This is a genomic window from Pseudomonas sp. GW823-FHT02E01, from assembly GCF_058797535.1.
In genome coordinates, this window is sequence record NZ_JBXAJS010000002.1 from 349,617 (window position 1) to 376,285 (window position 26,669).

Genomic DNA, 26,669 nt, shown 5'->3' on the forward strand with positions numbered 1-26,669 from the left:
CCAAGAGGAACCCGCAGGAAAAGGTATCCAGTCCCGCGACGATTGCCACGGCTGGCCTAGACCCAATCGCAGCCAGGTTTTCCTCGGCACAGGCGACGGTCAAGACTCCAGGCGCCACCACCGGCCGCAACCAGGTATAGAAAAATGAAGCAGAACAGGGTCGCCGGCTCACCGTTATTCAGCAGCGGGAACAGCCCTTTGGGGGCGTGCCCGATGAAATAGGCGAAAGCCATTTCTCCGGACAGGATAAAGGCCACCGGGCGCGTGAAAAGGCCGAGCACTAGCAGCAGTCCGCCAACCACTTCCAGCACTCCGGCAAAGCCGATCAGGGAAAACAGGCTCAACTCATCGAAAAAAGCGACATGCGGAAATCCAAATAACTTGGCGGTGCCATGTTGGAGGAACAGGAAGGCCGTGATGATCCGCAGGACACTAAGCAGGCGTGGTGCCCAAAGCGTGTTGAGTTGGGAAATGAGGGCAGACATCAACTGATCTCCTGAGGGAGGCTGAGCGTTGGATGCCACTTGGAATGGCCGTAGTGGACTGCGCAAGACTAATTGTAGTCGTCGGGGGAAATATCTGGACCAAGTTGGGAAATCTAGCTTGTAGTAGTCAACCCATCCCGGACAGTGGGTTAAGTTTTGCTTCGGCCACCGCGGGGGAGTAGCCCTTCATTGAATTGATGCGGCCTGATCCAGTTGTAGCGATGCATCAGGTAATGGCTGATGTCCCGCTGGGCCTCCTGCTCCGTCACCCTACTGCGCTATGTGGCAGATTGGACCGGGGGGAGAGCACGAGCGATGCTAGAAATGCGCGAGGTCCTTGCGCGGTTTTACGCCGATTCCCCTGTCACCGAGCCGAAATTTAGGAGTGCCCGACCTTTATTAGCCTAGAACTAGTCCTAAAAAAATCCATTATTAATTAGTATGTTAAAGTTGATTGTGTGATTTTAGGACTATCTAGGGGTAACCTCCTTCCAAACCTTGCGATCAAACTCCGGTAGTTCGTCCAGGAACAGGACGCCGTGGTGGGCGAGGGTGATTTCACCGGGCTGCGGCTTCGAGCCGCCCCCCACCAGCGCGGGGCCGGACGCCGAGTGATGCGGTTGGCGAAACGGCCGCTGCGGCCAATGGCTCAACGGCGAGCAACTGACGACCGACTGAATCGCCGCCACTTCCAACGCTTCATTTTCGGCCAGGGGCGGCAGCAATCCCGGCAAGCGGCTCGCCAACAGGGTTTTTCCCGTTCCCGGCGGCCCGCTGAACAACAGGTTGTGAGCACCAGCGGCAGCGATCAGCAGCGCACGCTTGGCCGCGAGTTGCCCCTGCACTTCATTCAAGTCGGGGTAGGGTTTGCTGGCGTAGAGCAGGCCATTGGAGACATAAGGCTCAATCGGTGTATGCCCATTGAAATGCGCAACGGCCTCAAGCAGATGATCCACCGCAATTACTTTCAGTCCCGAGGCCAGGCACGCTTCCTCGGCGTTCGCTCGCGGCACCATCAACCAGCGCCCGGCCTTGCGCGCTGCCAGCGCCGCTGGCAAGACCCCACGAACCGCCCGCACGGCACCTGATAGCGCCAACTCCCCAAGGCATTCCGCATCATCGAGCGTCAACGTAGGCACCTGCACACTGGCCGAGAGAATTCCCAGGGCAATCGCCAGATCGAACCGCCCGCCATCCTTGGGTAAATCGGCTGGCGCCAGATTCAGCGTGATCCGCCGCGCCGGAAACTGCAGCCCCGAATTGATGATCGCGCTACGCACCCGGTCCTTGCTTTCCTTGACCGCCGCCTCGGGCAGGCCGACCATGGTCAGCGATGGCAAACCATTGGCCAGGTGGACTTCAACGGTGACAGCGGGCGCATCCACGCCAATCTGGGCGCGGCTGTGGACGATGGAGAGGGACATGGTCGTTCCTTGAGATGACGGGAGCCGCTTCCTGCGGGTTTTTGAAGGGTAGTCGTGGAGTCCGGTCGGAGAGGAGGGAAACTTTCGCAGAATGTTGCTGAAAGCCACGCTATGTAACAGCAGCCAAACGCTGAGTTTGGCTGCACAGCTGTCGTAAAACCTACTGACAAAGCCAGCCTGACACACCCCTGCGCATTTATTTCGCGTGTAAATCAAGCAACTTATGTTGAGGTGGCTTGTTTTGAAGAAGTTGTGTCGTCAAACAAACTATTATCGCCATCCAGGATTTTGCCGGCGAAGCTCTCGGCATCCATCTTCGTTTTACCTTCTGCGACATTCGTAAAATAGTTGAAGTCTAAATCTATCCAGTGCTTAAGTTTGGCTTCGTAGTTGTTTGGATACTGTGCTTGCTGCACTGGGGGCAAGCCCTTGTAATGGTCAAGGACACTTTTGGAGAAGTTTGTGAGTTTTCCAGTGTTGTTGTATTCAAACTCTGCTTCGGCCACCACTTTCTGTCGCCATGCAAATTCTTGTTTGGCTGACTCTTCCAGTGCTGCCCGTCTTTCATTGATGGTAAAGGTGCCGCTGTCATCGTAAGTAATTAAGGCAAGCTGATCCATGGGCATCCCCGAAAACGGATTTTTGCCGAGTCCGTTTGTATACTGTGTCGCACTTTTGGCGCGCGCTAGTAATGTGGCATTATCTGTGTCAGGAGCTTCAGAGTCGTATGTTGATTTATTGGCAGTATAATTAGCACTCACTAACTCGTTGAATGTGTTATTAGCCATCGAGCTCAGTTCCGTTCTAGTTAGGCGTGCATCCCGGGCCTGTGCGCGTACTGAGGCTTCGCTCAATTGGCTCGCTAGGGTGGAAACGGTACTACTATCTCGTGCGTTGCCAAATGGGACTTGGGGTGTGCTTTGGTTGACGCCTGGGTTTTTGCCGGGAGTCGCTGTCAATTTTTTTGTTCCAGTGAGCGCTTGGCCGCTGTTAGCTGCAAAATTGTTTAGTGAATTAACCATTCTTTTCTGCTCCCTGTTCGATGACTAAAATATGATGCATCGCCTAATAAATGTTGATGCTTTATCAAGATCTTACAAGCCAATTAAATATCGCTACATGCTTTATTTCATGGTGAGTACTACTGACCATGCATAGGTGGACGGATTTGTTTTAGTTGCTTTGATGGTGCAGGTGGCCCCACCACTAGGCGTGGCCGTATTATTCCATTTTGGAGTTTTACTCGCACCAAAGCCAGGAGTCGTCACAAATGTAGCTAAATAAATACATTTCTTGTTGCCAATTTGATATCGCAAATTAGCATGATTGTAATCAGGTGATATCTGGCTTTGTATGACGTACGTATCTGAGCCATTTGCAATCACGGACGCTTGTGGAGTAGGTGATGCGTTTGCTTTCGTTATAGCTTCGTTGTTTGTTATGGGGGTATACGTAGCAGTCTGTGTTCCAAGGTTCTTGAATGTGACTGTAACAGACGGCCCAGCGACCGCTGAACTTATGTGAAATGCAGTCAATGCGAAAGCGGCAATTAAAGACTTGGATATTTTCATGGATGTTGCTCCTTGTGGTGTTGCTAACAGTATTCCATTTAAAAAGTTGTGCTCATCACAAACTATTATCTAAGCCATGTAACATGGGCTTAAACTTTTTCGAGCGAATTGGCGAACCGAAGCCTGCGGAAATACTGGCAGGCCCGAAGGTCTTCCATGCACGGCCGTAATTCGAGAAAGGAATAAATCTCTGGTTCGAACGTGGTCACGGTGCGTCGGGTGCTGTTCGAGTCGCTAAACCCATTGCTGGCTAATCAGTTGGGAGTGAGCTTAGGAACCGGAGCTTTGCTGCGCAATCGGAAGGGGAGTGAGATCTTCGTAGGAAGTTGCCGGGATTCTTGCGGGCTTGAAGAGCGCAGGTTGCGGCAATTCCTACAGGTGAGTCTGAAGGTCGTGGCGACCATTTCGCGAGCAGGCTCGCTCCCACAGTGGATTGGGTTCCACAGTGAGCATTTGCGGTGTTATTCGGTTGGTGGGTTCAGTTTCGCTTCCAGCTCGGCGACTTTCGCTTCGAGGCTTTCGAGGCGGGCGCGGGTGCGTGCCAGTACGACCATCTGGCTATCGAACTCTTCCCGACTCACCAGATCCAGTTTACTGAAGCCGCTCTGCAGCAACATTTTGAACTGGCTTTCGATTTCAGCTTTCGGCAGTGGCGTGTCACCGCTGAAAAGGCGGGAGGCGGTGCCGGTGAGGGCGTCGAGGAAGTCTTTTGGCGCGAGCATGGGCAATGTCCTGGAAACAATGACGGGCAGTGTATCACGCAGTGTCTATAGTCATTTGCGCGGGCAAGGGATGCACGCTTTTCGCGCATTGGGACAGGCGGCGTTGCACCGTTGTTGTGCGTAACGTGCGGGGTCTTGTCGCGAAGTATCCACCATCCACCTGTAATGGCTTGAAAACAGTCGGTTTTGTGGAGATGGCAAGCTTTCTGCTTAGATGCTGGTGACCCATGCACTGATGCAGTCGCTGTGACGAATGCAGTGCGCCAAACGGAACGCGGGGGAGTGTTTCGTGAGGAGCGGTTAGCTGGCGTCGGACGGGCAGGTAAGGCCGACGATGCGTTACAAAGCCAGGCACTGCGCTTAGACTTGAGACGGGTTTGTTTTCCTGGGGCAAGTCCACCAAATTCGGGAGAGAGTTTTCATGAAGCTAGTCACTGCCATCATCAAGCCGTTCAAGCTGGACGACGTACGCGAGTCGCTGTCCGAGATCGGCGTGCAGGGCATTACCGTCACCGAAGTCAAAGGCTTTGGTCGGCAGAAGGGTCACACCGAGCTGTATCGCGGCGCGGAATACGTGGTCGATTTCCTGCCCAAGGTGAAGATCGACGTCGCCATCGACGACAAGGATCTGGACCGGGTAATCGAGGCCATCACCAAGGCTGCCAACACCGGCAAGATCGGTGACGGCAAGATCTTCGTGGTCAATCTGGAACAGGCGATTCGCATCCGTACCGGCGAAACCGATACCGACGCTATCTAAGCCGCCACAAACCCAACGCCCCAGGAGAAAACAATATGACTCTGCGTAAATTCGCAGGGCTAGGAGCCCTGTTGTCCATCGTAATGCCCAGCCTTGCTCTGGCGGCAGACGAAGTGGCGGCCCCAGTCCTCAACTCCGGCGACACCGCCTGGATGTTGACCTCGACAGCTCTCGTGCTGTTCATGACCATTCCCGGCCTCGCGCTGTTCTACGGCGGCATGGTTCGGTCGAAAAACATTCTTTCCGTGATGATGCAGTGCTTCGCCATTACCGGTCTGATCAGCGTCCTGTGGGTCATTTATGGCTACAGCATCGCGTTCGACACCACGGGCATGGAGCAGGGCGTCGTCAACTTCAACTCGTTCTTCGGCGGCATGGGCAAGGCGTTCCTTGCGGGTGTCACGCCAGCGAGCCTCACCGGCCCGGCAGCGCTGTTCCCCGAGGCGGTGTTCATCACCTTCCAGATGACCTTCGCGATCATCACCCCGGCGCTGATCGTCGGTGCGTTCGCCGAGCGGATGAAGTTCTCCGCGATGCTGATTTTCATGGGTATCTGGTTCACCCTGGTGTATGCGCCGATTGCGCACATGGTCTGGTCCGGCAACGGTGGCCTGATGTGGGACTGGGGCGTTCTGGACTTCGCCGGCGGCACCGTGGTGCACATCAACGCCGGTGTAGCAGGCCTGGTTGCTTGCCTGGTGCTGGGCAAGCGCAAGGGTTTCCCGACCACGCCGATGGCGCCGCACAACCTCGGTTACACCCTGATGGGCGCGGCCATGCTGTGGGTTGGCTGGTTCGGTTTCAACGCCGGTTCCGCCGCTGCGGCCAACGGCACCGCCGGCATGGCGATGCTGGTGACGCAAATCGCTACCGCCGCTGCTGCACTGGGCTGGATGTTTGCCGAGTGGCTCACCCACGGCAAGCCTAGCGCACTGGGCATCGCTTCGGGCGTGGTTGCCGGTCTGGTGGCAATCACCCCGGCTGCCGGCACCGTTGGCCCGATGGGCGCGTTGGTAATCGGTCTGGCGGCTGGCGTGGTGTGCTTCTTCTGCGCCACCACCCTCAAGCGCAAGCTCGGCTATGACGATTCCCTGGACGCCTTCGGCGTGCACGGTATCGGCGGTATCCTCGGCGCAATCCTGACCGGTGTGTTCGCTGCTCCGTCCCTGGGTGGCTTCGGCACCGTGACCGACATCGCCGCACAAGTGTGGATTCAGTGCAAAGGCGTGGGCTTCACGGTGATCTACACCGCGATCGCTACATACATCATCCTCAAGGTGCTGGATGCGGTCATGGGCCTGCGTATCAACGAAGAAGAAGAAGCGGTCGGCATCGATCTGGCGCTTCACAACGAACGCGGCTACAACTTGTAAGCAAGCGCGTAAAAAACTGCCCGGCTTGCCGGGCATTTTTTTGTCTGGAATTTGTCGTTGAAGGCCGAGCTGAAAGGTTTTTTCCTACAGGTTTTATGATGTTTACGTCGGGTGTTTTTGTGCAGCCAAAGGCTTACAGGATTGAAGGAATATTAGGGCCTTTGTTTTTTCACAGAGCGCGCTAGAATGCGCCCCGAACGTGCGGAGAACTGTATGTGGCAACAGACTCTGATTACCTTGCGGGCGAGGCCCCGGGGCTTTCATCTGGTAACGGACGAGTTACTCGCCGGCCTGCCTGAACTCAAGGCGTGTCGGGTCGGTCTGTTGCACTTGTTGCTGCAGCATACCTCGGCGTCGTTGACTATCAACGAGAACGCCGATCCGGCGGTACGTCGCGACTTCGAACGATTTTTCAATCGTCTGATCCCACAAGGAACAGACGGCTATGAGCATAACGACGAAGGCCTGGACGACCTCCCGGCGCACTTCAAGGCCAGCGTGCTTGGCTGTCAGCTCAGTTTGCCGATTGCGGCAGGCCGGTTGGCGTTGGGGACCTGGCAAGGCGTTTATCTGGGCGAGCACCGTGATCATGGCGGTGCCCGTAAAGTCCTCGCCACCGTGCACGGTGAAGGGGCATAACCGCTGGTCAGCAGCGGCTGTTGATTTTTTTCCGGCAGCCTTCGACAGAGGGCAAAGCTGGGCTATAACTAATCTGCTTTTCGCAAGTCATGAGGTAGAACATGAGCGACGATGATCTGGAAAACGACGACCTCGAAGTAGGCGACGACGACGAAACCGAAGAAGGTCTGGAAGCAGCGGCGGAAGACGTCGCTGAAGACGACGGTGGTGATGCGCCGGTTCCGACCGCCAAAGGCAAGGCCAAGGCAGCGGTATCGGTCGATGAGCTGCCGAGTGTCGAAGCCAAGAACAAGGAACGCGATGCTCTCGCGCGGGCCATGGAGGAGTTTTTGGCCAAGGGTGGCAAGGTGCAGGAAGTGGAGGCCAATGTGGTCGCCGATCCGCCCAAGAAGCCGGACAACAAGTACGGCAGCCGGCCTATTTGAGCCTGCTACCCGCTTACTGAAAAAGCCCGCCGTCGCTGCGGGCTTTTTCATGCCTGAAACAAAAAACATGAAACCAGTGGTGATCCCTGTGGGAGCGAGCTTGCTCGCGATGGTGGAGTGTCAGGCAACATTTTATTTTGAATGTTAAGCCCTCATCGCGAGCAAGCTCGCTCCCACGGGTTTTTTGTCAGGTCGATACCGAATTCCACCGCGCCAGCAATGCCGGCAAATCGCTCAGGCTGCGAATCTCCGCATCCGGCAACCGTTCGGCTTCCCAGACCTTGCCCGCCGGGTTGAACCAGATCGCCCGCATTCCCGCCTGCTGCGCACCGGCAATGTCATCACCTGGATGATCGCCAATATGCACCGCCGATTCAGCGGTCGCGCCACCGCGTTGCAAGGCCTCCTGGAACAATCGCGCATCGGGTTTGGCAATGCCGATGTCTTCGGCGCAAAGCGCAAACTTGAAGTAATCCGCCAGGCCCAGCCGACGCACATCGGCGTTGCCATTGGTGACCACGCCGAGGGCGTAATGATTGGCGAGGATTTCCAGGGTCGGTTCGACCTCCGGAAACACTTCGATCTGATGCCGGGCATGCAGGAATACTTCAAAACTCTTGTCCGCCAGGTCCGAGGCTTCGTCGTGCCCATAACCGGACTCTTCCAGTGCATGGAACAGTACCCGCCGACGCAGGGCGCTGATGCGGTGCTTGAGGCTGGGCTCGTTGCTCAATACGCGCTCACGAATGGCCCACAAATGTTCCACCGGCACTGCCCCCAGGTTGGGCGCGTGCTCGGTCAGCCATTCACGCAAAACGGCTTCGGCGCTGACGATCACCGGGGCGGTGTCCCACAGGGTGTCGTCGAGGTCGAAGGTGATCAACTGAATACTCATGAATCGTCGCCTTTCATGCGTTTGGCCCGTGGGTGGGCGCTGTCGTAGACGGCTGCCAGATGCTGGAAGTCCAGGTGGGTGTAGATCTGTGTGGTCTTGATGTCCGAGTGTCCGAGCAGTTCCTGCACCGCGCGCAGGTCCTGGGACGATTCCAGCAAATGGCTGGCGAAGGAGTGTCGCAACATGTGCGGATGCAGGTTCTGCCCCAGTTCGCGCTCGCCGGCAGCCTTGACCCGCACCTGGATCGCCCGGGGGCCGAGGCGGCGGCCTTGCTGGCTGACGAACACCGCATCGTCCGTCGGGTTGGCCATGGCTCGCAATGGCAGCCACTGCTCCAGCGCTTCGCGGGCCTTTTTTCCTACAGGCAGCAGGCGGGTCTTGCTGCCTTTGCCGAGCACCTGGACCATGCCGTCAGCCAGATCGAGCTGATCGAGATTGAGCCCCGTCAGCTCCGAAAGCCGCAGCCCGGAGGAGTAGAACAACTCCAGGATCGCCTGGTCCCGACGTGCCAGAAAGTCATCTTCAACCCCGCCTTCAAGCAGTTGCAGGGCACGGTCGGTGTCGAGGGTTTTCGGCAGGCGGCGTTCGCCTTTGGGCGGTGCCAAACCATTGGCCGGATCGTGGTCGCACAGGCCTTCGCGGTTCAGGTAGTGATAGAGCCCGCGAACGGCTGACAGTAATCGCGCCAGGCTGCGGGACGATTGGCCTTGGGCGTGCAGACGGGCAACCAGGCTACGCAGGCGCTGGATGTCCAGCGCCGTCCAGCTGCCGATATTCTGTTTGACGCACCAGCCCAGCACTTTATCGAGGTCGCGGCGGTAGGCCGACAGTGTGTGCGGCGACACCTGCCGCTCACTGCGCAGGTGTTCGCAGTAAGCGTCCAGTTGTCGTTCCATGTTCAGCGTACCGAGCGCAGGGAATTGTTGACCCGTGGCAGCACGCGACCCATGACTTCAGCGATGTAGCTCAGGAACAAGGTGCCCACCGAGCTTTTGTAGTGCTGCGGATCACGGCTGGCGATGGCCAGGATGCCGTGGATACCCTGGTGGCTGATGGCGACAACCGCGGTGGAGCCGATCTGCTTGCGCTGTTCTTCGCCGAACAGGAAGTCCAGTTCATGCTCGCGCAGGCTGCCGCTGACGCTTTTGTCTTCCGAGAGCAAACCGCCGATGGCTACTTGAGCTTCGGCGTGGGTGACCCAGCGGCCCACCGGCATGGCGTTGTCGCCGAGCAGGATGAGGCTGACGAAGGGCACCTGGAATTCCTGGCGCAGGCTGTCTTCGACGCACATCACCACGTCTTCCAGGCTGGCAGCATCCATCAATGCCAGGATCAGGCGACGGGTCTTTTCGAACAGGCGGTCGTTGTCCCGGGCCACGTCCATCAAATGCGACAGGCGATGACGCAGTTCAATGTTGCGGTCGCGCAGGATGGTCATCTGACGCTCGACCAGCGACACGGTATCGCCGCGCCGATGGGGGATACGCAGGGACGGGAGCAGTTCTTCGTGCTCGACGAAGAAGTCCGGATGAGCCTCCAGGTACGCGGCTACAGCCGCCGCCTCGAGGCTTTCGGACGGTGATTCGTCAGCTTGTCGTGCGGGTACCTGAGGCTTGTCGGTCATGGATTTCGCTCACTCAAAGACGCACTTGTCCTTCATATACGCGCACTGCCGGGCCGGTCATCATCACCGGTTGGCCAGGGCCTGCCCATTCGATGGACAAGCGCCCGCCAGGCAGGTCGATCAATAGCGGCGAATCCATCCACCCCTGGCTGATCGCGGCCACTGCGGCGGCACAGGCGCCGGTTCCGCAAGCCTGGGTTTCCCCGGCCCCGCGTTCCCATACGCGCAACTGCGCGCGGCTCCGGTCGATGACCTGGAGAAAGCCGACATTGACCCGTGCCGGGAAGCGCGGGTGATGTTCGATTTTCGGGCCCAGTTCATGCACCGGCGCGTTGTTGATGTCGCTGACCCGTACCACCGCATGGGGGTTGCCCATGGACACGGCAGCCAGATCGACCGGGGTGCCGTCGACGTCGACCTGATAACTCTTGGCCTGCTCCGGCGCCTGGAACGGAATATCCGCTGGCACCAGGCGCGGGGCGCCCATGTTGACGCTGATCTGCCCGTCGTTACGCACGTCCAGCTCAATGATGCCGCTTTTGGTCTCGACGCGAATCACACGTTTTGCAGTCAGGCGCTTGTCGAGCACGAAACGGGCGAAGCAGCGCGCACCGTTGCCGCACTGTTCCACTTCGGAACCGTCGGAGTTGAAGATCCGATAGCGGAAATCCACGTCCGGGTTGCTCGGCGCTTCAACGATCAGCAACTGGTCGAAACCGATGCCGGTGTGCCGGTCGCCCCATTGCTTGGCATGCTTGGGCAGAATGTGCGCGTGCTGGCTGACCAGGTCGAGGACCATGAAATCATTGCCCAGGCCGTGCATCTTGGTAAAACGCAGCAGCATGGTTTTACTCCGGCAGCAGGCTTTCGCCAGCATACAACTCGGCTACCGTTTCACGGCGACGCACTTCAAATGCCTGATCACCGTCCACCAACACTTCTGCGGCACGGCCGCGGGTGTTGTAGTTGGAACTCATGACAAACCCGTAGGCACCGGCCGAATGCACGGCCAGCAGGTCGCCTTCCTCCAGCGCCAGCTGACGATCCTTGGCCAGGAAGTCGCCGGTCTCGCAGATCGGGCCGACGATGTCGTAGGCGCGGGCAGCGGAGGTGCGCGGGCTCACGGCAGTGACGTCCATCCAGGCCTGATACAGCGCCGGGCGGATCAGGTCGTTCATGGCGGCGTCGACGATGGCGAAGTCTTTGTGTTCGGTGTGCTTGAGGTACTCGACCTGAGTCAGCAGCACGCCGGCGTTGGCGACGATGAAGCGGCCCGGCTCGAACACCAGCGCCAGGTCACGACCGTCGAGACGTTCGTGCACGGCCTTGATGTAGTCGGCAGCCAGTGGCGGCTCCTCGTCCTTGTATCGCACGCCCAGGCCACCACCGAGATCGATGTGGCGCAGGTAGATACCGCAATCGCCAAGGCGATCGACCAGGCCCAGCAGGCGGTCGAGAGCGTCGATGAAAGGCGGCAGGGTGGTCAGTTGCGAGCCGATATGGCAATCGACGCCGACCACTTCCAGGTTCGGCAGCTGCGCGGCACGCACGTACACGTCTTCGGCGTCGGCGATGGCGATGCCGAACTTGTTCTCTTTGAGACCGGTGGAAATGTACGGGTGGGTGCCGGCATCGACGTCCGGGTTCACGCGCAGCGAAATCGGCGCGCGAACGCCCAGTTCGGCGGCGACCACCTGCAGGCGTTCCAGCTCGTCGGTGGATTCGACGTTGAAGCAGTGCACGCCGACTTCCAGGGCGCGACGCATGTCGTCACGGGTCTTGCCTACGCCGGAGAACACTATCTTGTCGGCGCTGCCGCCAGCGGCCAGTACACGTTCCAGCTCGCCACGGGAGACGATGTCGAAACCGGCGCCAAGACGCGCCAGGACATTCAGGACGCCCAGGTTGGAGTTGGCCTTGACCGCATAGCACACCAGGTGCGGTGTGCCGACCAGCGCATCGGCGTAAGCCAGGTATTGGGCTTCGATGTGTGCGCGCGAGTAAACGTAGGTGGGTGTACCAAAGCGCTCGGCGATGGCAGACAGGGCAACACCTTCCGCGAACAGTTCACCGTCACGGTAGTTAAAAGCGTCCATGAGGTTCCCTTATTATTGGTAGACGTCGTGCTTGTGTGCTTTGGAGGCAGGCTGCTGCTGCGACGACTTGGCTTGCTCCACAGGGTCCTGGTCTTCATCGGGCAGGTACAGCGGGCCTTTTTGACCGCAGGCCGACACAAGGCAGGCAACCGCGAGGAGCGCAGCAAGGGAAGAGATCAGGCGCTTCATGGCGAAATCCTTGAAAATGCATTAATTGCGCCGGAGTATACCGGCCACCCGGCAGCTTGCCTATGCAACGGACCGCCCGTCCGGCGGGGCTCGGCCCGATGCCGGTCGGTATCATGCAATCCCACAGGTCGTTATCCTTTGCAATCGACGGAGCTCGGTCGTATCTTGCGGCGCTTGAGCCTGATCAGACACTTTTTGAGGTTGCCGTAATGAGTTTGTCCGAAGCGCGTTTCCATGACCTGGTCGATGCCACCCAGCAAACCCTGGAGGACATCTTTGACGAAAGCGACCTGGATATCGACCTCGAAAGCTCGGCCGGTGTGCTGACGGTCAAGTTCGAGAACGCCAGCCAGTTGATCTTCAGTCGCCAGGAGCCGCTGCGCCAGCTGTGGCTGGCGGCGGTATCCGGTGGTTTCCACTTCGACTACGACGAAGAAAGCGAGCGCTGGATGTGCGACAAGAGCGAAGAGCAGTTGGGTGAAATGCTTGAGCGTATCGTCCAGCAGCAGGCCGGTGTCGAACTCGATTTCGAAGGCCTGTGAGATCGTGACCCAGCCTGCGCCTGTCCGTGCGCCCAAACCGCTCTACAGCAATGTCAGCCCGGCGGTACCGTCGCCCTGCAGCGGTGTGTGCCGGCTGGACGAGCAGAAAGTGTGTCTGGGCTGCTTCCGCCATGTCGAAGATATTCGTGAGTGGCGCTCGGCTGATGACGAGCGTAGGCGGGTGATTTGTGCGCAGGCTGCCCACCGCAAAGCTTCAGTCTAGTGAGTCATTGTGGCGAGGGGGCTTGCCCCCGTTGGGTCGCGTAGCGGCCCCAAGTTTTTACGGCTGCTGCGCAGCCGAACGGGGGCAAGCCCCCTCGCCACAGGAGTTCTCTACAAGTCCATAGCGTCGGTTTGGCCATGACTTGTATATTTTTTGAGCTGTGATAGTGTCCAGAAACGCCTCAACCCATCGAGGCTTGTGAAAACCCCGCCTTTTTCTGGCGGGGTTTTGCTTTTTTCGTGCAGAAGAAAGGAGTCTGCCCAGATCATGACCTCACCTTCCATCACCCTTACCCGTCTGGACGTCCAGCGTCTGGAGCGTCTGATCGACAGCCTGGACGACACGCTGCCGGGCGTTATTGCGCTGCAAACCGAACTGGATCGCGCCGATACCGTGGTCGGCCACGATGAAGTGCCGGCGGATGTCGTGACCATGAATTCCCGAGTGCATTGCCGCGAAGAAGGCAGTGGCAAGGACTACCACCTGACCCTGGTGTACCCCAAGGATGCGAATGCCGACGAAGGCAAGGTCTCGATCCTGGCGCCGGTGGGCAGTGCGCTGCTCGGCCTGAAGGTTGGCCAGCACATCGATTGGCCGGCTCCGGGCGGCAAGACCCTGAAGCTGACACTGCTGGAAGTCGAATCGCAGCCGGCCAATGGCGGCGCGTTCCCGGAGTGACTTCCCCTCAGACTTGATCGAGCGCCTCGTTCAATGCGTGCTCCAGGTCGGCTTTGTAGCGCAGGTACAGATGGGTGGAACTCTGACCTTCACCGAGCAGGCCTGACAGGTCGAGGTCGGTGATGTAGCAGCGGTAGCGTTCGGTTTCCCGGCGCTGCCCGACGATTTCCCGGGCGACCACGCGGAACAACTGGTCGCCATGTTCCAGCTCGGAAAATTCCCGTTGATTGCAATACAGCGTCACCTGCACCTGACCCGGTGCGGCTTTGCCGACGATCGCCTGCACGTCGTAGAACGGCTTGTTCACAGGCGTCTGCGGCACTGGCCGGGCTTCGATACGGCGTGCGCGGCCAGGGCCTGACGGCAGCAACTGGCAGTACAGGGTGTCGAGGTTCAGCGGGTGGGCTGCGTCCATCGGCAACAAGGCATCGCGACGGTACTGGATCGATTGCAGGAAACGCTGCAGCGGCACCAGCAGGCTTTGCTCATCGTGCCAGGGCAGGCGTTGCTGCCACAGGGCGTTGAACTCATCGAGCACGTACAGATCAGCCTGATCTTCGTTGACCCTATAGAACACTTGAATGCAGTCCGGTTGGCCCGTTGGCAGGAACAGCGCGAGGTCGTGGTCTTCCAGTGCCTTCGGATCGAGGTGCAACGGGCTGTAGCTCGCCATTTCTTCGCCCAGGTAATCGATCAGTGCCGGCAGAGTGGCCAGCGCGATGTGCTGGACCTGGCCCGGCACCAACTCCAGCACGTGGTAGTGCTGCTGGACCTGGATCAGGTAACGATGATTGAGCCGGCTCAGCAGCAGGTTCTGTGCGGTATCGAGGATTTCCTCGACCCGTCGGGCAATGAACTGCGCGCGGTTATGGCAGAAGCAACGCACCCGCAGCTTCGGCTGTTGTGGTCCGGCCGGCAGGTTATTGAGGTAGTCGCGAATGCAGTCGAGCAGGGCGTGGGGGCCGTCGTAGCGGCCAACCAGCGCTTCGTTCCAGCTATTGAGCGTGACCTGGTCCAGAGTCAGCACCAGATTTTCCCGGACACCGGCGTAGCTCAGGGAGTCGGTGCGTTCGGTGGTCATGAGGATGTTCAGGTCGCGATGGTGCTTGAGCGGATCGATGCCGACATTCACCAGGATCAGCACTTCACTCGGCACGCTGGCGCGCAACAGAGGTTCCTCGGCGACGGTGGGCAAGGGCAGGGCGATGGTCTGTTGCAGGCTGCCGAGCAGGTTGAACAGTTCGAATTCGCTCAAGTCGCTGGTGCCGGGGTGCAAGGCCAGGCGGGTACTGCTGTCGATCACGCCATTGCGGTGGCACCAGGTCAGCAGTTCGAGCAAGTGACGGCTGCGTTTGATCGGCGCGAAATGCTCCCACTCCAGTGCCGTCAGGCTGCCGTTGTACAAGCCCCACTGGCTTTGCCCCGGCTCTTTCCTGTTCGGTGCGTACACCAGCGTCAGGGTGTCTTCAGCCAGGTCCGGGGCGATGCCGGGATTGATGAATTCGACTTTACCGGCCTTGCGCTCGAAAGCGGCGTACAGGCGACGGCCGAGGACACTCAGGTCGCGCTTGTTGATGCGGCTGACCGTTTGTTCGTGACGGGCAAACTGCGTGAGGAAGCGGTAGCTGTAGTTCAGCTCGTTGACCAGTGCCCGCCGCTCGGAGCCGACCTGGCGGACTTTCCACTGGCTGCGGCTGTCGAGCAGGGTCAGTTGACGCTGGTCCCAGTGCCATTCATGGGCCAGGCGTTCAAGCAAGGAGCGCTGCCAGCTCTGGGCGCGGCTGTTGCCGGTGAGTTTGCGATTGACCTTCAGGTACAGCGCGCGCCGCACCAGTTCCAGCCGTTCCGGTTCGTTGCGGGCGATCAGGTATTCCTCGATACGCCGATACACCACGACATACGGATCCAGTTCGTCGAGGTCGAGGCGGTTGGCGAACACCGCTTGCTTGAAGCGCAGGCTCAGGCAATGGACCCTGGGGTGTTCACTGGCGTAAACCTCCGTCAGCAGCAGCTTGAGCACCGACTTGTAGGGCGACTCGATGCCCTTGAACAACTGCCAGAGCCCGGCACCGATGAATTCGCCGGGCGGGATGTAGGCCAGGTTGCCGAGGTCGAGGGTTTCATCGGCACGGATGAAGCGTTTGGAGATCAAGGCATGGGTGTAGCGGTCGTAGCTCGACTCTTCGTAGACCGGCACCAGCCACCAGATCGGTGTGCGCCCGGCGAGCCAGATCGCGGTGCGGTAAAACTCGTCCAGCAACAGGTAGTGCTGGGTGGTGCCGCAATCTTCCGAACTCAGCTGGGTATCGCGCTCACCGCGGACGAAACGGCTCGGGTCGATCAGGAAAAAATGCGCTTCGGCGCCCTGGCTGGTGGCCCAGGCTTCCAGCAACTGGCATTTCTTGCGCAGCTCGGCGAGTTCGTTTTCGGTCAGGTCCGGTCCATGGCAGACCCACACATCCATGTCGCTCTGGTCGGCCTGGGCCAGGGTGCCGAGGCTGCCCATCAGGAACAATCCGTGAATCGGCCTCGGCGGGTTGCTGCCGTGGCGCGGCTTGTAGGAAAACGAGCGGGTCAGGCGCTGGGCTTCAGCGAGGACATTGGCATCCGGCTCGAAATTCGACAGCCCGGCCGGCGTACTGCCGGAAACGTAACCGGGCAACAGCGGATGGTTAACGTGGAAAAACAGCGGCAGCAAGGTCAGGACCCCTTGCTGGCGGGTCGACAACCCTTCCATGGCGCGAGCCATGCGTCCTTCGTTGAGTTTCAGAAACCGTGCGCGCAGCTGGCTGAGAACCTTGCGGTCGATTCCCTCGTCCAGATCGGGGCGGATTTCGTGGGTGCGCGTCATGTCAGCTCAAACCGGCTCGCAGGGCTCGGACGTGGGGCTTCGGATGAGGGGCAGTTTAGCGCCTTGAGGCGAGGACTTTTAAGCTGATTTTGTTTTTCTGGCGTCAGATTTCTATCGGCTACAGACAGAAATCAGGGGGATGTGCCCGCGGAAATCCCTGGGTCGGGGTCTCCGTGGGCGATGCGGCAGAATTCAGGCTGTTACTTCGGCGTTAAGAATGGTCAGCACGGTTTGCACATTTTGCGCGGCGTCACGACCCAGGCTGGTCAGGTAACCGCCATCAGGCTGGTCGGTCAGTTCTTTTTCAAAGAGGCGTTTGGCGGCGGCAATGTGTTTCGGGGCAGCGGTCTGATGAATTTTCAGACCTTCCTGGGAACTGTCCAGGTTGAAGAGTGCGAGGACTTCCAGTTCGGCAACCAACTCAGGGGTAAGCGACATAAGGACTCCAGACTTTCTAGGAATTGGACGACAGCGCCCCTAAGGTGAACCCGCTTGTCCGGCATGTCCAGTGCTCGCGACAGGGTTTTTTTTACTCTGTAGGAGCGAGCTTGCTCGCGAAGGTCGTCAACGATGACGCGTAAAACCAGATGCCCCGTGGCGCTCTCGGGTTTTTCGCGAGCGGGCTCGCTCCTACAGGGATGTGTGGGCTTACTGCTTTTCCGGCGGCAACTCGGGCAAGGCGCGCAGGGCAGCTTCGTACCATTCGGTGTTGAACGCGCGGTCTTCTTCGAGGATCGCGTCGATTTCTACCGCCAAAACGTGGGCCATCAAGTTGAGGATTTCTTCCCGCTCGTAACCCACCAGCGTCAGCTTGTTGAACGTCGCCTTGGCAGCCGGCGGGTTGTCGCTTTCGATCTGGTTTTCGATGGCCTGGATCAGGGTGGTTTCGGCGAACTCTTCTTCGTCGTTGTCGATATCGGTTGGCTCGCTCATGGCAGGCTCCTCAGGGAAAGGCGGCCAGTTTACCCGCATTCAGCGGCGTGATGCTGCTGGCAAGAATCCCGGCAGCGTTCTATAAACAGGCACTGCCCACCCCGCATGGCCTGGAGGCTTTGTGATGATCAAGCTTTATGGATTCTCCGTCAGTAACTACTACAACATGGTCAAACTGGCGCTGCTGGAAAAAGGCCTGCCCTTCGAAGAAGTACCGTTTTACGCTGGCACCAGCCCCGAGGCACTGGCCATCAGCCCTCGCGGAAAGGTCCCGGTGCTGCAGGTAGAGCAGGGCTTCATCAATGAAACCAGCGTGATCCTCGAATACATCGAGCAAAGCCAGAAAGGCACGCCGCTGCTGCCGAGCGATCCGTTCGAGCGCGCGCAGGTGCTGGCACTGGCCAAGGAAATCGAGCTGTACATCGAATTGCCAGGCCGGGCCTGCTATCCCGAAGCCTTTTTCGGCATGACCCTGCCGGATGCGATCAAGGAAAAAACCAAAGCCGAATTGTTGCTGGGGATGGCTGCGCTGGGCCGGCATGCCAAATTCAGCCCTTACGTGGCTGGCGACAGCTTGAGCGTGGCGGATCTGTATTTCCTGTTCAGCGTGCCGCTGGCGTGTGGGGTCGCCAAGAAGTTGTTTGGCATCGATCTGTTGGCCGAGATGCCAAAGGCCAAGGCGCTGCTGGAGTTTTTGGGGGGGAATCCGAATGTGCAGCGTGTGGCGGCGGACCGGGAGGCCGCGATGCCGGCGTTCATGGCGATGATTGCTGCCAAAAAGTAGTTCTGTGGCGTTCTGAAGTCAGTCATCGCGGGCAAGCCCGCTCCCACAGGTTTCTTTGTTTGCCATGGATTTTTGGCAAGTACTGGATCCTTGTAGGAGCGGGCTTGCCCGCGAAGCTTTTAGCGGCTGGCGAGGAGCGCCTGACCGCGAGCCACTGCAGCCTTCACCTGCGCCGGCGCGGTGCCGCCGATGTGGTTACGGGCATTGACCGAGCCTTCCAGGGTCAGCACGGCGAACACGTCCTGGTCGATCTGGTCGCTGAACTTGCGCAGTTCTTCCAGGCTCATTTCCGCCAGGTCCTTGCCGCTGTCCACGCCGTACTTCACGGCATGACCAACGATTTCGTGGCAGTCACGGAATGGCAGGCCGCGACGCACCAGGTAGTCGGCCAGGTCGGTGGCGGTGGAGAAGCCGCGCAGGGCCGCTTCGCGCATCATCGCGTGCTTGGGCTTGATCGCCGGGACCATGTCGGCAAAGGCCCGCAGCGAGTCGCGCAGGGTGTCGGCGGCGTCGAACAGCGGTTCCTTGTCTTCCTGGTTGTCCTTGTTGTAGGCCAGAGGCTGGCCTTTCATCAGGGTCAGCAGGCCCATCAGCGCGCCGAACACGCGACCGGTCTTGCCACGCACGAGCTCCGGCACGTCCGGGTTTTTCTTTTGCGGCATGATCGAGCTGCCGGTGCAGAAACGGTCGGGCAGATCGATGAACTGGAACTGCGCGCTGGTCCACAGCACCAGCTCTTCGGAGAAACGCGACAGGTGCATCATCGCGATACTGGCCGCCGAGCAGAATTCGATGGCGAAATCACGATCGGAGACGTTGTCCAGCGAATTGCCGCCAACCGCGTCGAAACCCAGGAGTTGGGCGGTGTATTCGCGATCGATCGGGTAGGTGGTGCCGGCCAGCGCCGCGCTGCCCAGTGGCATGCGGTTGGTGCGCTTGCGGCAGTCGACCAGGCGTTCGTAGTCGCGGCTGAGCATTTCGAACCAGGCCAGCATGTGGTGCCCGAACGTCACCGGTTGTGCGGTCTGCAGGTGGGTGAACCCCGGCATGATGCTGGCGGCTTCGCGCTCGGCCTGCTCCAGCAGGCCTTTTTGCAGGCGGGTGATTTCAGCCAGGATCAGGTCGATCTCGTCACGCAGCCACAGACGGATGTCGGTGGCGACCTGATCGTTACGGCTGCGGCCGGTGTGCAGTTTTTTACCGGTCACGCCGATGCGGTCGGTCAGGCGCGCCTCGATGTTCATGTGGACGTCTTCGAGGTCGATGCGCCAGTCGAACTGACCGGCCTCGATTTCACCCTGGATGGTGTTCAGGCCATCGATGATGCTGTCGCGCTCGGCATCGGTCAGCACACCGACCTTGGCCAGCATGGTGGCGTGGGCGATCGAGCCCATGATGTCGTGGCGATACAGGCGCTGGTCGAAGGTGACGGAGGCGGTGAAGCGGGCGACGAAGGCGTCGACGGGTTCACTGAAGCGGCCGCCCCAGGACTGATTGGTCTTGTCAGTGCTCATGAATTCGCTCGTATCGGCTTGAAGTAAGAAGGCGTGGAACGCTGGCGCGGATAATAACAGGGTTGCCAATCCTGTCGCTGACACTGGTCGATACGTTTTTTTGGGGAGAGAAGGACCGGTCCGGGGCAAGAGCCGCGCATTTTTGCCGAACGATATTTTCCAATTGAGCAATATCGTCCCGGCAACCGTCTACAGTTGGACAGTAGGATCAGCGCATTTTCTCGGTGCAGCCGCTGACTATAAGAAGAGTGGGGTGTTCATATTGCGTATCAGCAAACCCTGTGGCGATGCATCGCCAACGCGGGCCTGGGCCGCCAATCGCCCGGTAGATGAAAATTTAGCCGCCGGACCAGCGGCACTTTTTGACGCTCGCGCTAGTCTTAGCGTGGATCGCGGTGACGGACGTCACTTCACCTGTCTACGCTATCCTTGTGCGAGACTCACGCAGGAATCCAGCGCAATATGAATGTCCTGATCGTTGATGACGAACCCTTGGCCCGCGAGCGCCTGAGCCGAATGGTTGGCGAACTCGAGGGGTACAGTGTCCTGGAGCCTAGTGCCACGAATGGCGAAGAGGCGTTGGCACTGATCGACAGCCACAAGCCGGATATCGTGCTGCTCGATATCCGCATGCCCGGCCTGGATGGCCTGCAAGTGGCTGCTCGGTTGTGTGAACGCGAAACTCCCCCCGCCGTGGTGTTCTGCGCCGGGCCCGATGAATTTGCCGTGGAAGCCTTACAGGCCAGCGCCGTAGGCTATCTGGTGAAACCTGTGAGAACTGAACAATTACATGACGCATTAAAGAGAGCCGAGCGCCCCAATCGTGCCCAGCTCTCCGCCCTGACCCGCCCTGCTGCCGAAAGCGGCAACGGCCCGCGCAGCCATATCAGCGCCCGAACCCGTAAAGGGATCGAGCTGATTCCGCTGGATCAGGTGGTGTATTTCATTGCCGACCACAAATACGTGACCTTGCGCCACGAAAGCGGCGAAGTGTTGCTCGATGAGCCGCTCAAGGCCCTCGAAGATGAATTCGGTGACCGTTTCGTGCGTATCCATCGCAATGCACTTGTCGCCCGTGAGCGTATCGAGCGATTGCAACGCACACCCCTGGGGCATTTTCAGCTGTTCCTCAAAGGCCTCAACGGTGATGCGCTGATCGTCAGCCGTCGTCATGTGGCTGGGGTACGCAAAATGATGCAACAGCTTTAAAAAGCTGTTCGCAGGCCAATTTCACACCCGATTGCCGGACATCCGGGGCCAGGGAGGCCGAGTAGTATCTGATACAAGTCAAAGTGGATTTGGCTGAGCTGTTATTATCCGTCATATCTATTCAGTACGGATTGATCCATGTCCTCTCGCCAGATCCGCATCGCCACCCGCAAAAGCGCTCTCGCCCTGTGGCAGGCCGAATACGTCAAGGCCCGTCTTGAAGCAGCCCATCCGGGCCTGCTGGTGACCCTCGTCCCCATGGTCAGCCGTGGTGACAAGCTGCTTGACTCTCCGCTGTCGAAAATCGGCGGCAAGGGCCTGTTCGTCAAGGAACTCGAAACCGCGCTGCTGGAAAATGAAGCCGACATCGCCGTGCACTCCATGAAGGACGTGCCGATGGACTTCCCCGAAGGCCTCGGTCTGTTCTGTATCTGCGAGCGGGAAGACCCGCGCGATGCCTTCGTTTCCAACACTTACACCAACCTGGATGAGTTGCCACAGGGCAGCATCGTCGGTACCTCCAGCCTGCGCCGCCAGGCTCAATTGCTGACCCGTCGCCCGGATCTGGAAATCCGCTTCCTGCGCGGCAACGTCAACACCCGCCTGGCCAAGCTCGATGCCGGCGAATACGACGCCATCATCCTCGCCGCTGCCGGCCTGATCCGCCTGGGATTCGAAGACCGCATCACCTCGGCCATCAGCGTCGACGACAGCCTTCCGGCCGGTGGCCAGGGCGCGGTGGGTATCGAATGCCGCAGCGCCGACAGTGAAATCCATGCGTTGCTGACACCCCTGCATCACCAGGACACCGCCACCCGCGTGACCGCCGAACGAGCCCTCAACAAGCACCTCAATGGCGGCTGCCAGGTGCCGATTGCCTGCTACGCCGTGCTGGAGGGTGACCAGGTCTGGTTGCGCGGACTGGTGGGCGATCCAGGCGGTGGCCTGCTGCTCAGCGCACAAGCCCGCGCCCCTCGCGGCGATGCCGAGGCACTGGGTGTACGAGTCGCCGAAGACCTGCTCAGCCAGGGTGCCGACGCCATCCTCAAAGCGGTCTATGGCGAGGCTGGTCACGAGTGATCGGCTGGCGCCTGCTGCTGACGCGTCCCGCCGAAGAAGCGGCGGCGCTGAGCAGTTTTTTGGCCGAGCAGGGGATATTCAGTAACAGTCTGCCGCTTTTGGACATCATGCCCATTGAGGCCACTGACACAATGCGCCAGGTGATTCTGGCGCTGGATCAGTTCTGCGCCGTCATCGTGGTCAGCAAGCCGGCCGCCCGGATCGGCGTCGAACTGCTCGAGCGGTATTGGCCAACACCGCCCGGTGTGAAGTGGTTCAGCGTCGGCGCGGCGACCGCGCAGATCCTCGGGGATCACGGGCTGGACGTGAGCTTCCCGGCAGAAGGCGATGACAGTGAAGCCTTGCTCGAACTTTCCCGACTGCGCGAGGCTATCGCACAACCCGATGCACGAGTGCTGATCCTGCGCGGGGAGGGCGGGCGCGAGTTGCTGGCTGAGCGTTTGCGTGAGCTTGGTGCTAGTGTCGAGTATCTGGAGCTGTACCGCCGGGGATTGCCGATTTACCCGCCGACACTGCTGCCGCAACGGATCCAGGCGGAACGCCTGAACGGGCTGGTGGTCAGCAGTGGACAAGGTTTTGAGCACCTGCATCAACTGGCCGGCGATGCCTGGCCGCAGTTGGCGCGGTTGCCGTTGTTTGTACCGAGCCCCAGGGTTGCCGAGCTGGCGCGTGCCGCCGGGGCCAAAACAGTTGTGGATTGTCGTGGCGCCAGTGCCGCGGCCTTGCTGACGGCGTTACGGGAGCATCCCGTACCCGTTTTCTAATGCAAAGGATGGATACGTGAGCGAAACAGCCTTGCCTAAAGATGACTCGCGACCGGTGCTTGATGCACCTGTTGATGCACCTGTTGATGAAATGTCGCCGCCGACACCTGCTGCCGAGCAGCGTCGAGGCAATGGTCTGGCAATCATCGCGCTGCTGTTGGGCGCGGCCGGTGTAGCGGTGGGCGGTTGGGGTGTCTGGCAGGTGCGTCACCTGCAGGCCAATAATCAGCAGCAACTGAGCCAGGTGCAGGCGCTGAATGACCAGGCGCAAAACCTCAAGCTCAATGAGGAGCGCCTGAGCGCACGCCTGGCGCAATTGCCTCCAGCCGATGAACTGGAAGCACGCAGTCGTCTGGTGATTCAGCTGCAAGGTGATCAGCAGCGGTTGAACCAGCGGCTGGAAACCGTTCTCGGTGCCAGCCGCAAAGACTGGCGTCTGGCCGAGGCCGAGCACCTGCTGCGTCTGGCCAGCCTGCGACTGTCCGCCTTGCAGGACATCAGCAGTGCCCAGGCACTGGTCCAGGGTGCCGACGAGATACTGCGTGAGCAAAACGATCCGGGCTCCTTTGCCGCTCGCGAGCAGGTAGCCAAAACCCTGATCGCCTTGCGCAGCACCGAACAACCGGATCGCACCGGGCTGTTTCTGCGTCTGGGCGCGCTGCGCGATCAAGTGGCCAGCCTCACCGAGCTGGCACCGGAGTACAAGGACCGTGGCGATTCGCTGCTGGGCCTGACTGCCGATGGCGACGGTGCCAGTCGCTGGGCGCAATGGTGGGATCATATTTCGCGCTACATCCGCATCGACTTCAATGCCGACAAGAACGTTCGCCCATTGCTGGCAGGCCAGAGTCTGAGCCAGGTACGCCTGGCCCTGAGCCTGGCGCTGGAGCAGGCACAGTGGGCCGCACTCAATGGCCAGCCGGCGGTTTACTCCCAAGTGCTGGACGAGGCGCGGGACATCCTCAAGGGCAACTTCAATCCGGACAACGCACAAAGCAAAGTCATGCTTGAACAGGTGGCCGAGTTGAGCGTGCAACCTGTCACCGTCGTCACGCCGGATATGACCGGCACCCTGAGCGCGGTGCAGGGGTACCTGGAGCGGCGCAACGTCAACGCCGAGGATTCGGTCAAGCCACTGGCCAAGCCTGCCGCGAGCGCCGCGCCGGAGGCCACGCCATGAGACGCCTCTATGTGATCGTGTTCCTCGTGATCGCCGCTGCCGCTGCGCTGGGGCTGGCGATTGCCGAGCATTCCGGCTACGTGCTGATTGCCTACAAGACCTTCCGTTATGAGTCGAGCCTGTGGGCTACTTTGGCGCTGGTGGCTGTGCTCTGGCTGGTGATCTGGGGCATCAGGTCGCTGGTCGAACTGGTGATGGCTTCCAGTGGCGTGGTCAATCCGTGGTCACGGCGTAACCGCAGCCGTCGAGTGCAGGTGGCGATCGAGCACGGTCAGCTGGACCTGGCCGAGGGTCGCTGGGCCAGCGCGCAACGTCACTTGCATCGGGCTGCCGAAGCCGAGCGTCAGCCGCTGCTTTACTACCTCGGCGCTGCTCGTGCCGCGAACGAACTCGGCAATCACGAAGAAAGCGACAACCTGCTGGAGCGCGCCCTCGAGCGTCAGCCCCAGGCCGAGTTGGCGATCGCCTTGAGCCACGCCCAGTTACAGACCGATCGCGGTGATACCGCAGGCGCCCTGGCCACCCTGCAAGCCATGCGTGAACGCCATCCTCATAACGCACAGACCCTGCGTCAATTGCAGCGCCTGCTTCAGCAGCGTGGTGACTGGTCGGCAGTGATTCGCCTGCTGCCGGAGCTGCGTAAGGACAAAATCCTGCCGGCGGCGGAGCTCGCCGAGCTGGAGCGTCGGGCCTGGGGGGCGAACCTGTCCCTGGCGGCGCAACGGGAAGAAGACGGAACAGTGGGGAAGCAATCGCTGGAGCGTGCCTGGCAGCAACTGACTTCGGCACAGCGTCAGGAGCCGCAACTGGTGCTGGCGTATGCCGAGCAGTTGCGGCAACTGGGGGCTCAGGTCGAGGCCGAAGAAGTGCTGCGCACCGCGCTCAAGCGCAGCTACGACAGTCATCTGGCACGTCTCTACGGACTGGTTCGCGGAAATGATCCGGCCCGCCAGTTGCAGGCCGCCGAAGGCTGGCTCAAGGACCACCCGGCCGATCCGGGCCTGCTGCTGACACTGGGTCGTCTATGCCTGCAAAACAGTTTGTGGGGCAAGGCCCGGGACTATCTGGAAAGCAGCCTGCGTGTACAGCGCAATCCGGAAGCCTGTGCCGAGCTGGCACGCTTGCTGGCGCAAATGGGCGATGCGGAGCGCAGCAACCAGCTGTTTCAGGAAGGCCTGGGGTTGTTGGATGAGCGCTTGCTCGCGGCCCCTCTGCCAACGCCAGTCGGCGCTTGACCCACTCGCAGGCACCGGGCTCCGGCGCCTGCGCGATGACCTGCGACGAGGGGGCAATCACCCTCGCCGCAGTGCGATGATTAGTTGAAATTCAGTCGCGAAATTTCATCGCAGACAAAGTCCTACAGAGGACTACATTTTATCCTCTCGCCTGCGTCGGGATTTCCCTACACCTGCGCTGAAGTCTCTGTGGGCACTTGCCTTGAAAGGCTGTCGCGCTTTCCTCTACCGTAATGGTCTGTCACTACTTTTACGGAAAAGCCATGTCTTTGGCCTGCTCACGCTCCTTGTTTTTCATGGCTTTCATTGCGGGTGCCCTGGCGATGGGTGTTTCCTACTACCTGGAATATGCAGTCGGCCTGCGGCCTTGTGGCTTGTGTCTTGTGCAGCGGTTTTGCCTGGCGCTCCTTACCGGCGTCTGCCTGATGGCTTCGGTCCATGGCCCCGGTCGCATCGGAAACGTTCTCTATTGGCTGTTCAGTCTTTGTTGCAGCCTGGCCGGCACTGTAACTGCATGGCGACAGGTCCTGCTGCAAAGCCTTCCTGCGGAACAGGTAGCGGCGTGCTCGACTCATCTGGCGGACCTGTTGGCCAACTCTCCGTGGCTTTCGGTCGTACAGCAAATGTTCAAGGGCGCTGCCGATTGTGTGGAAATTTCCTGGACGCTGTTCGATCTGAGTCTCACCGAGTGGAGCCTGCTGCTCTTCGTCGCGATGATGATTCTGGCCGTTTACCAGTCGCTGCGACTGGTCTGGACCGGCTATCAGCGACCACTCAGCGGCGAGTCGTCGCACCGGGCCTTTGCGGGTGATTAAACACTTGTATGAACTTTATCGCCTGCGTACCTTGAAGCCAGTGTCGTGCGGGCATAATCTGGCCCGCACGTGTCATTGGAATTATGTTGCTCGATGACGCTCTGCCTGACCGCCCACCGACGTTACAAGAGGCGAGCGGGCATAGAGCAGCTGACCCACAAGGGAAGAGAGATCACCATGCTCGAAAGTTGTCAGAATGCTCAGGAACGCTGGGGCGGAGTGCACCTGCTGATCGATCGCTGGTTGCAGGAACGACACGAACTGATCGGGGCCTATGACGCTCTCGGCGCAAAGCCTGAGGCGCTGGGTGAGCACCGCAAGCCCTTGCAGGAATTCTGCGGCGTGCTGGTCGATTATGTATCGGCCGGGCACTTCGAGATCTACGAGCAGCTGACGGGGGAGGCCAAGGCCTTCAACGACAAGCGTGGCCTGGAGCTCGCCGAGACCATCTACCCGCGGATCGACGTCATCACCGAAAAGCTGCTCGCCTTCAATGACCTGTGTGACGCAGGTAAGTGTGTCGCCGAAGAGTTCAAGACACTCGGCGGACTGTTGCATGAGCGCTTTGAGCTGGAAGACTGCCTGATCGAAGTGCTGCACACCGCCCACAAGGAAGCCGATTCGGTTCAGGCCTGAAGCGCTTCCTGCAAGATCCCGA

29 protein-coding genes and 3 pseudogenes are annotated in these 26,669 nt (G+C 59.8%); 16 read left to right on the forward strand and 16 right to left on the reverse strand.

Translation table 11 applies throughout. The features are described 5' to 3' along the window. Nucleotides 1-56 precede the first annotated feature (56 nt). The 6 genes and pseudogenes from AC1RDQ_RS05365 to AC1RDQ_RS05390 form a co-directional block, all read right to left on the reverse strand. On the reverse strand, nucleotides 57-485 hold the full coding sequence (locus AC1RDQ_RS05365) for a DoxX family protein (RefSeq protein WP_492586662.1): 429 nt from the start codon (nucleotides 483-485) through the stop codon (nucleotides 57-59). 127 nt (nucleotides 486-612) lie between these two features. After that, nucleotides 613-754, reverse strand: a pseudogene (locus tag AC1RDQ_RS05370) (IS3 family transposase); the annotation flags it as partial. A 225-nt stretch (nucleotides 755-979) separates the two neighbouring features. After that, nucleotides 980-1,909, reverse strand: a pseudogene (locus AC1RDQ_RS05375) (YifB family Mg chelatase-like AAA ATPase); the annotation flags it as partial. Between the two features lie 221 nt (nucleotides 1,910-2,130). Continuing rightward, nucleotides 2,131-2,931 (reverse strand): hypothetical protein, encoded by an 801-nt coding sequence (locus AC1RDQ_RS05380; RefSeq protein WP_492586664.1) that lies wholly within the window; start codon nucleotides 2,929-2,931, stop codon nucleotides 2,131-2,133. 102 nt (nucleotides 2,932-3,033) lie between these two features. Further along, a complete protein-coding gene (locus AC1RDQ_RS05385; RefSeq protein WP_492586666.1) occupies nucleotides 3,034-3,480 on the reverse strand; it encodes a hypothetical protein in 447 nt (148 codons plus the stop codon). Between the two features lie 461 nt (nucleotides 3,481-3,941). Further along, nucleotides 3,942-4,202 carry an accessory factor UbiK family protein gene (locus AC1RDQ_RS05390; RefSeq protein ID WP_046038993.1) on the reverse strand — a complete coding sequence of 87 codons (261 nt, stop codon included), beginning with the start codon at nucleotides 4,200-4,202 and terminating at the stop codon, nucleotides 3,942-3,944. Nucleotides 4,203-4,623: 421 nt separating this feature from the next. On the opposite strand from AC1RDQ_RS05390, the gene glnK reads away from it, so the two are divergent. The 4 genes from glnK (at nucleotide 4,624) to sutA (ending at nucleotide 7,399) form a co-directional block, all read left to right on the forward strand. Beyond that, entirely contained in the window at nucleotides 4,624-4,962 is a 339-nt protein-coding gene (gene glnK, locus AC1RDQ_RS05395; protein WP_002555808.1) for a P-II family nitrogen regulator, read from the forward strand. Between the two features lie 35 nt (nucleotides 4,963-4,997). After that, nucleotides 4,998-6,335: an ammonium transporter gene (locus AC1RDQ_RS05400; RefSeq protein ID WP_057712776.1), complete on the forward strand. Its 1,338-nt coding sequence runs from the start codon at nucleotides 4,998-5,000 to the stop codon at nucleotides 6,333-6,335. 213 nt (nucleotides 6,336-6,548) lie between these two features. Beyond that, nucleotides 6,549-6,974, forward strand: coding sequence for a secondary thiamine-phosphate synthase enzyme YjbQ (locus tag AC1RDQ_RS05405; protein ID WP_492586668.1), 426 nt, complete (start codon nucleotides 6,549-6,551; stop codon nucleotides 6,972-6,974). 101 nt (nucleotides 6,975-7,075) lie between these two features. Continuing rightward, entirely contained in the window at nucleotides 7,076-7,399 is a 324-nt protein-coding gene (gene sutA / locus AC1RDQ_RS05410) for a dormancy-specific transcriptional regulator SutA (RefSeq protein ID WP_008050867.1), read from the forward strand. 187 nt (nucleotides 7,400-7,586) lie between these two features. On the opposite strand, the gene AC1RDQ_RS05415 is transcribed toward sutA, so the two are convergent. From AC1RDQ_RS05415 to lptM, 6 genes are read right to left on the reverse strand one after another with little or no spacing between them, the layout of a single operon-like run. Continuing rightward, nucleotides 7,587-8,294, reverse strand: a complete 708-nt coding sequence (locus AC1RDQ_RS05415) for an HAD family hydrolase (protein ID WP_492586670.1) — start codon at nucleotides 8,292-8,294, stop codon at nucleotides 7,587-7,589. After that, complete coding sequence (xerC, locus tag AC1RDQ_RS05420; RefSeq protein ID WP_090452116.1) at nucleotides 8,291-9,190, reverse strand: tyrosine recombinase XerC; 900 nt, start codon at nucleotides 9,188-9,190, stop codon at nucleotides 8,291-8,293. Before xerC ends, AC1RDQ_RS05415 begins: the two co-directional genes overlap by 4 nt. A 2-nt stretch (nucleotides 9,191-9,192) precedes the next feature. Beyond that, on the reverse strand, nucleotides 9,193-9,918 hold the full coding sequence (locus tag AC1RDQ_RS05425) for a DUF484 family protein (RefSeq protein ID WP_015097340.1): 726 nt from the start codon (nucleotides 9,916-9,918) through the stop codon (nucleotides 9,193-9,195). 13 nt (nucleotides 9,919-9,931) lie between these two features. Then, a complete protein-coding gene (gene dapF, locus AC1RDQ_RS05430) occupies nucleotides 9,932-10,762 on the reverse strand; it encodes a diaminopimelate epimerase (protein WP_008015513.1) in 831 nt (276 codons plus the stop codon). 4 nt (nucleotides 10,763-10,766) lie between these two features. Then, on the reverse strand, nucleotides 10,767-12,014 hold the full coding sequence (gene lysA / locus AC1RDQ_RS05435; protein WP_492586671.1) for a diaminopimelate decarboxylase: 1,248 nt from the start codon (nucleotides 12,012-12,014) through the stop codon (nucleotides 10,767-10,769). Between the two features lie 12 nt (nucleotides 12,015-12,026). Further along, the gene (gene lptM / locus AC1RDQ_RS05440) at nucleotides 12,027-12,203 is read right to left on the reverse strand and encodes an LPS translocon maturation chaperone LptM (protein WP_007980804.1); all 177 of its coding nucleotides are present in this window, start codon (nucleotides 12,201-12,203) and stop codon (nucleotides 12,027-12,029) included. A gap of 209 nt (nucleotides 12,204-12,412) precedes the next feature. On the opposite strand from lptM, the gene cyaY reads away from it, so the two are divergent. The 3 genes from cyaY to rnk all read left to right on the forward strand — a co-directional run bounded on the left by cyaY (nucleotide 12,413) and on the right by rnk (nucleotide 13,646). Continuing rightward, the gene (cyaY, locus tag AC1RDQ_RS05445) at nucleotides 12,413-12,745 is read left to right on the forward strand and encodes an iron donor protein CyaY (protein WP_090452113.1); all 333 of its coding nucleotides are present in this window, start codon (nucleotides 12,413-12,415) and stop codon (nucleotides 12,743-12,745) included. 4 nt (nucleotides 12,746-12,749) lie between these two features. Next, nucleotides 12,750-12,968 carry a DUF1289 domain-containing protein gene (locus tag AC1RDQ_RS05450; RefSeq protein ID WP_079246817.1) on the forward strand — a complete coding sequence of 73 codons (219 nt, stop codon included), beginning with the start codon at nucleotides 12,750-12,752 and terminating at the stop codon, nucleotides 12,966-12,968. Nucleotides 12,969-13,235: 267 nt separating this feature from the next. Next, complete coding sequence (rnk, locus tag AC1RDQ_RS05455; protein ID WP_057712783.1) at nucleotides 13,236-13,646, forward strand: nucleoside diphosphate kinase regulator; 411 nt, start codon at nucleotides 13,236-13,238, stop codon at nucleotides 13,644-13,646. Between the two features lie 7 nt (nucleotides 13,647-13,653). Here the strand turns inward: rnk and AC1RDQ_RS05460 are convergent, their stop codons facing one another. The 3 genes from AC1RDQ_RS05460 to AC1RDQ_RS05470 all read right to left on the reverse strand — a co-directional run bounded on the left by AC1RDQ_RS05460 (nucleotide 13,654) and on the right by AC1RDQ_RS05470 (nucleotide 17,430). Next, nucleotides 13,654-16,497, reverse strand: a complete 2,844-nt coding sequence (locus AC1RDQ_RS05460; RefSeq protein WP_492586673.1) for a class I adenylate cyclase — start codon at nucleotides 16,495-16,497, stop codon at nucleotides 13,654-13,656. A 192-nt stretch (nucleotides 16,498-16,689) separates the two neighbouring features. Continuing rightward, nucleotides 16,690-16,935: a TIGR02647 family protein gene (locus AC1RDQ_RS05465; protein WP_057712785.1), complete on the reverse strand. Its 246-nt coding sequence runs from the start codon at nucleotides 16,933-16,935 to the stop codon at nucleotides 16,690-16,692. Between the two features lie 210 nt (nucleotides 16,936-17,145). Beyond that, on the reverse strand, nucleotides 17,146-17,430 hold the full coding sequence (locus AC1RDQ_RS05470; protein ID WP_057712786.1) for a hypothetical protein: 285 nt from the start codon (nucleotides 17,428-17,430) through the stop codon (nucleotides 17,146-17,148). Between the two features lie 124 nt (nucleotides 17,431-17,554). On the opposite strand from AC1RDQ_RS05470, the gene AC1RDQ_RS05475 reads away from it, so the two are divergent. Then, nucleotides 17,555-18,214: a glutathione S-transferase family protein gene (locus AC1RDQ_RS05475; protein WP_057712787.1), complete on the forward strand. Its 660-nt coding sequence runs from the start codon at nucleotides 17,555-17,557 to the stop codon at nucleotides 18,212-18,214. Between the two features lie 119 nt (nucleotides 18,215-18,333). On the opposite strand, the gene argH is transcribed toward AC1RDQ_RS05475, so the two are convergent. Further along, the gene (gene argH / locus AC1RDQ_RS05480) at nucleotides 18,334-19,728 is read right to left on the reverse strand and encodes an argininosuccinate lyase (RefSeq protein ID WP_008001478.1); all 1,395 of its coding nucleotides are present in this window, start codon (nucleotides 19,726-19,728) and stop codon (nucleotides 18,334-18,336) included. Between the two features lie 343 nt (nucleotides 19,729-20,071). Between argH and AC1RDQ_RS05485 the strand changes: the two are divergent. The 8 genes and pseudogenes from AC1RDQ_RS05485 to rsd all read left to right on the forward strand — a co-directional run. Then, nucleotides 20,072-20,194, forward strand: a pseudogene (locus AC1RDQ_RS05485) (sensor histidine kinase); the annotation flags it as partial. Continuing rightward, nucleotides 20,191-20,937, forward strand: coding sequence for a LytR/AlgR family response regulator transcription factor (locus AC1RDQ_RS05490; RefSeq protein ID WP_057712788.1), 747 nt, complete (start codon nucleotides 20,191-20,193; stop codon nucleotides 20,935-20,937). The pseudogene AC1RDQ_RS05485 and the gene AC1RDQ_RS05490, both read left to right, overlap by 4 nt. Before the next feature lie 138 nt (nucleotides 20,938-21,075). Beyond that, nucleotides 21,076-22,017 (forward strand): hydroxymethylbilane synthase, encoded by a 942-nt coding sequence (gene hemC, locus AC1RDQ_RS05495; RefSeq protein WP_057712789.1) that lies wholly within the window; start codon nucleotides 21,076-21,078, stop codon nucleotides 22,015-22,017. Next, nucleotides 22,014-22,781 (forward strand): uroporphyrinogen-III synthase, encoded by a 768-nt coding sequence (locus tag AC1RDQ_RS05500; RefSeq protein ID WP_218494643.1) that lies wholly within the window; start codon nucleotides 22,014-22,016, stop codon nucleotides 22,779-22,781. Before hemC ends, AC1RDQ_RS05500 begins: the two co-directional genes overlap by 4 nt. Nucleotides 22,782-22,797: 16 nt before the next feature. Beyond that, a complete protein-coding gene (locus AC1RDQ_RS05505; protein WP_492586675.1) occupies nucleotides 22,798-23,961 on the forward strand; it encodes a uroporphyrinogen-III C-methyltransferase in 1,164 nt (387 codons plus the stop codon). Continuing rightward, entirely contained in the window at nucleotides 23,958-25,196 is a 1,239-nt protein-coding gene (locus AC1RDQ_RS05510) for a heme biosynthesis protein HemY (RefSeq protein WP_090452105.1), read from the forward strand. Before AC1RDQ_RS05505 ends, AC1RDQ_RS05510 begins: the two co-directional genes overlap by 4 nt. A gap of 263 nt (nucleotides 25,197-25,459) precedes the next feature. Then, entirely contained in the window at nucleotides 25,460-26,011 is a 552-nt protein-coding gene (locus tag AC1RDQ_RS05515) for a disulfide bond formation protein B (protein ID WP_057712793.1), read from the forward strand. 177 nt (nucleotides 26,012-26,188) lie between these two features. Next, a complete protein-coding gene (gene rsd / locus AC1RDQ_RS05520; RefSeq protein WP_090452103.1) occupies nucleotides 26,189-26,647 on the forward strand; it encodes a sigma D regulator in 459 nt (152 codons plus the stop codon). Nucleotides 26,648-26,669 lie beyond the last annotated feature (22 nt).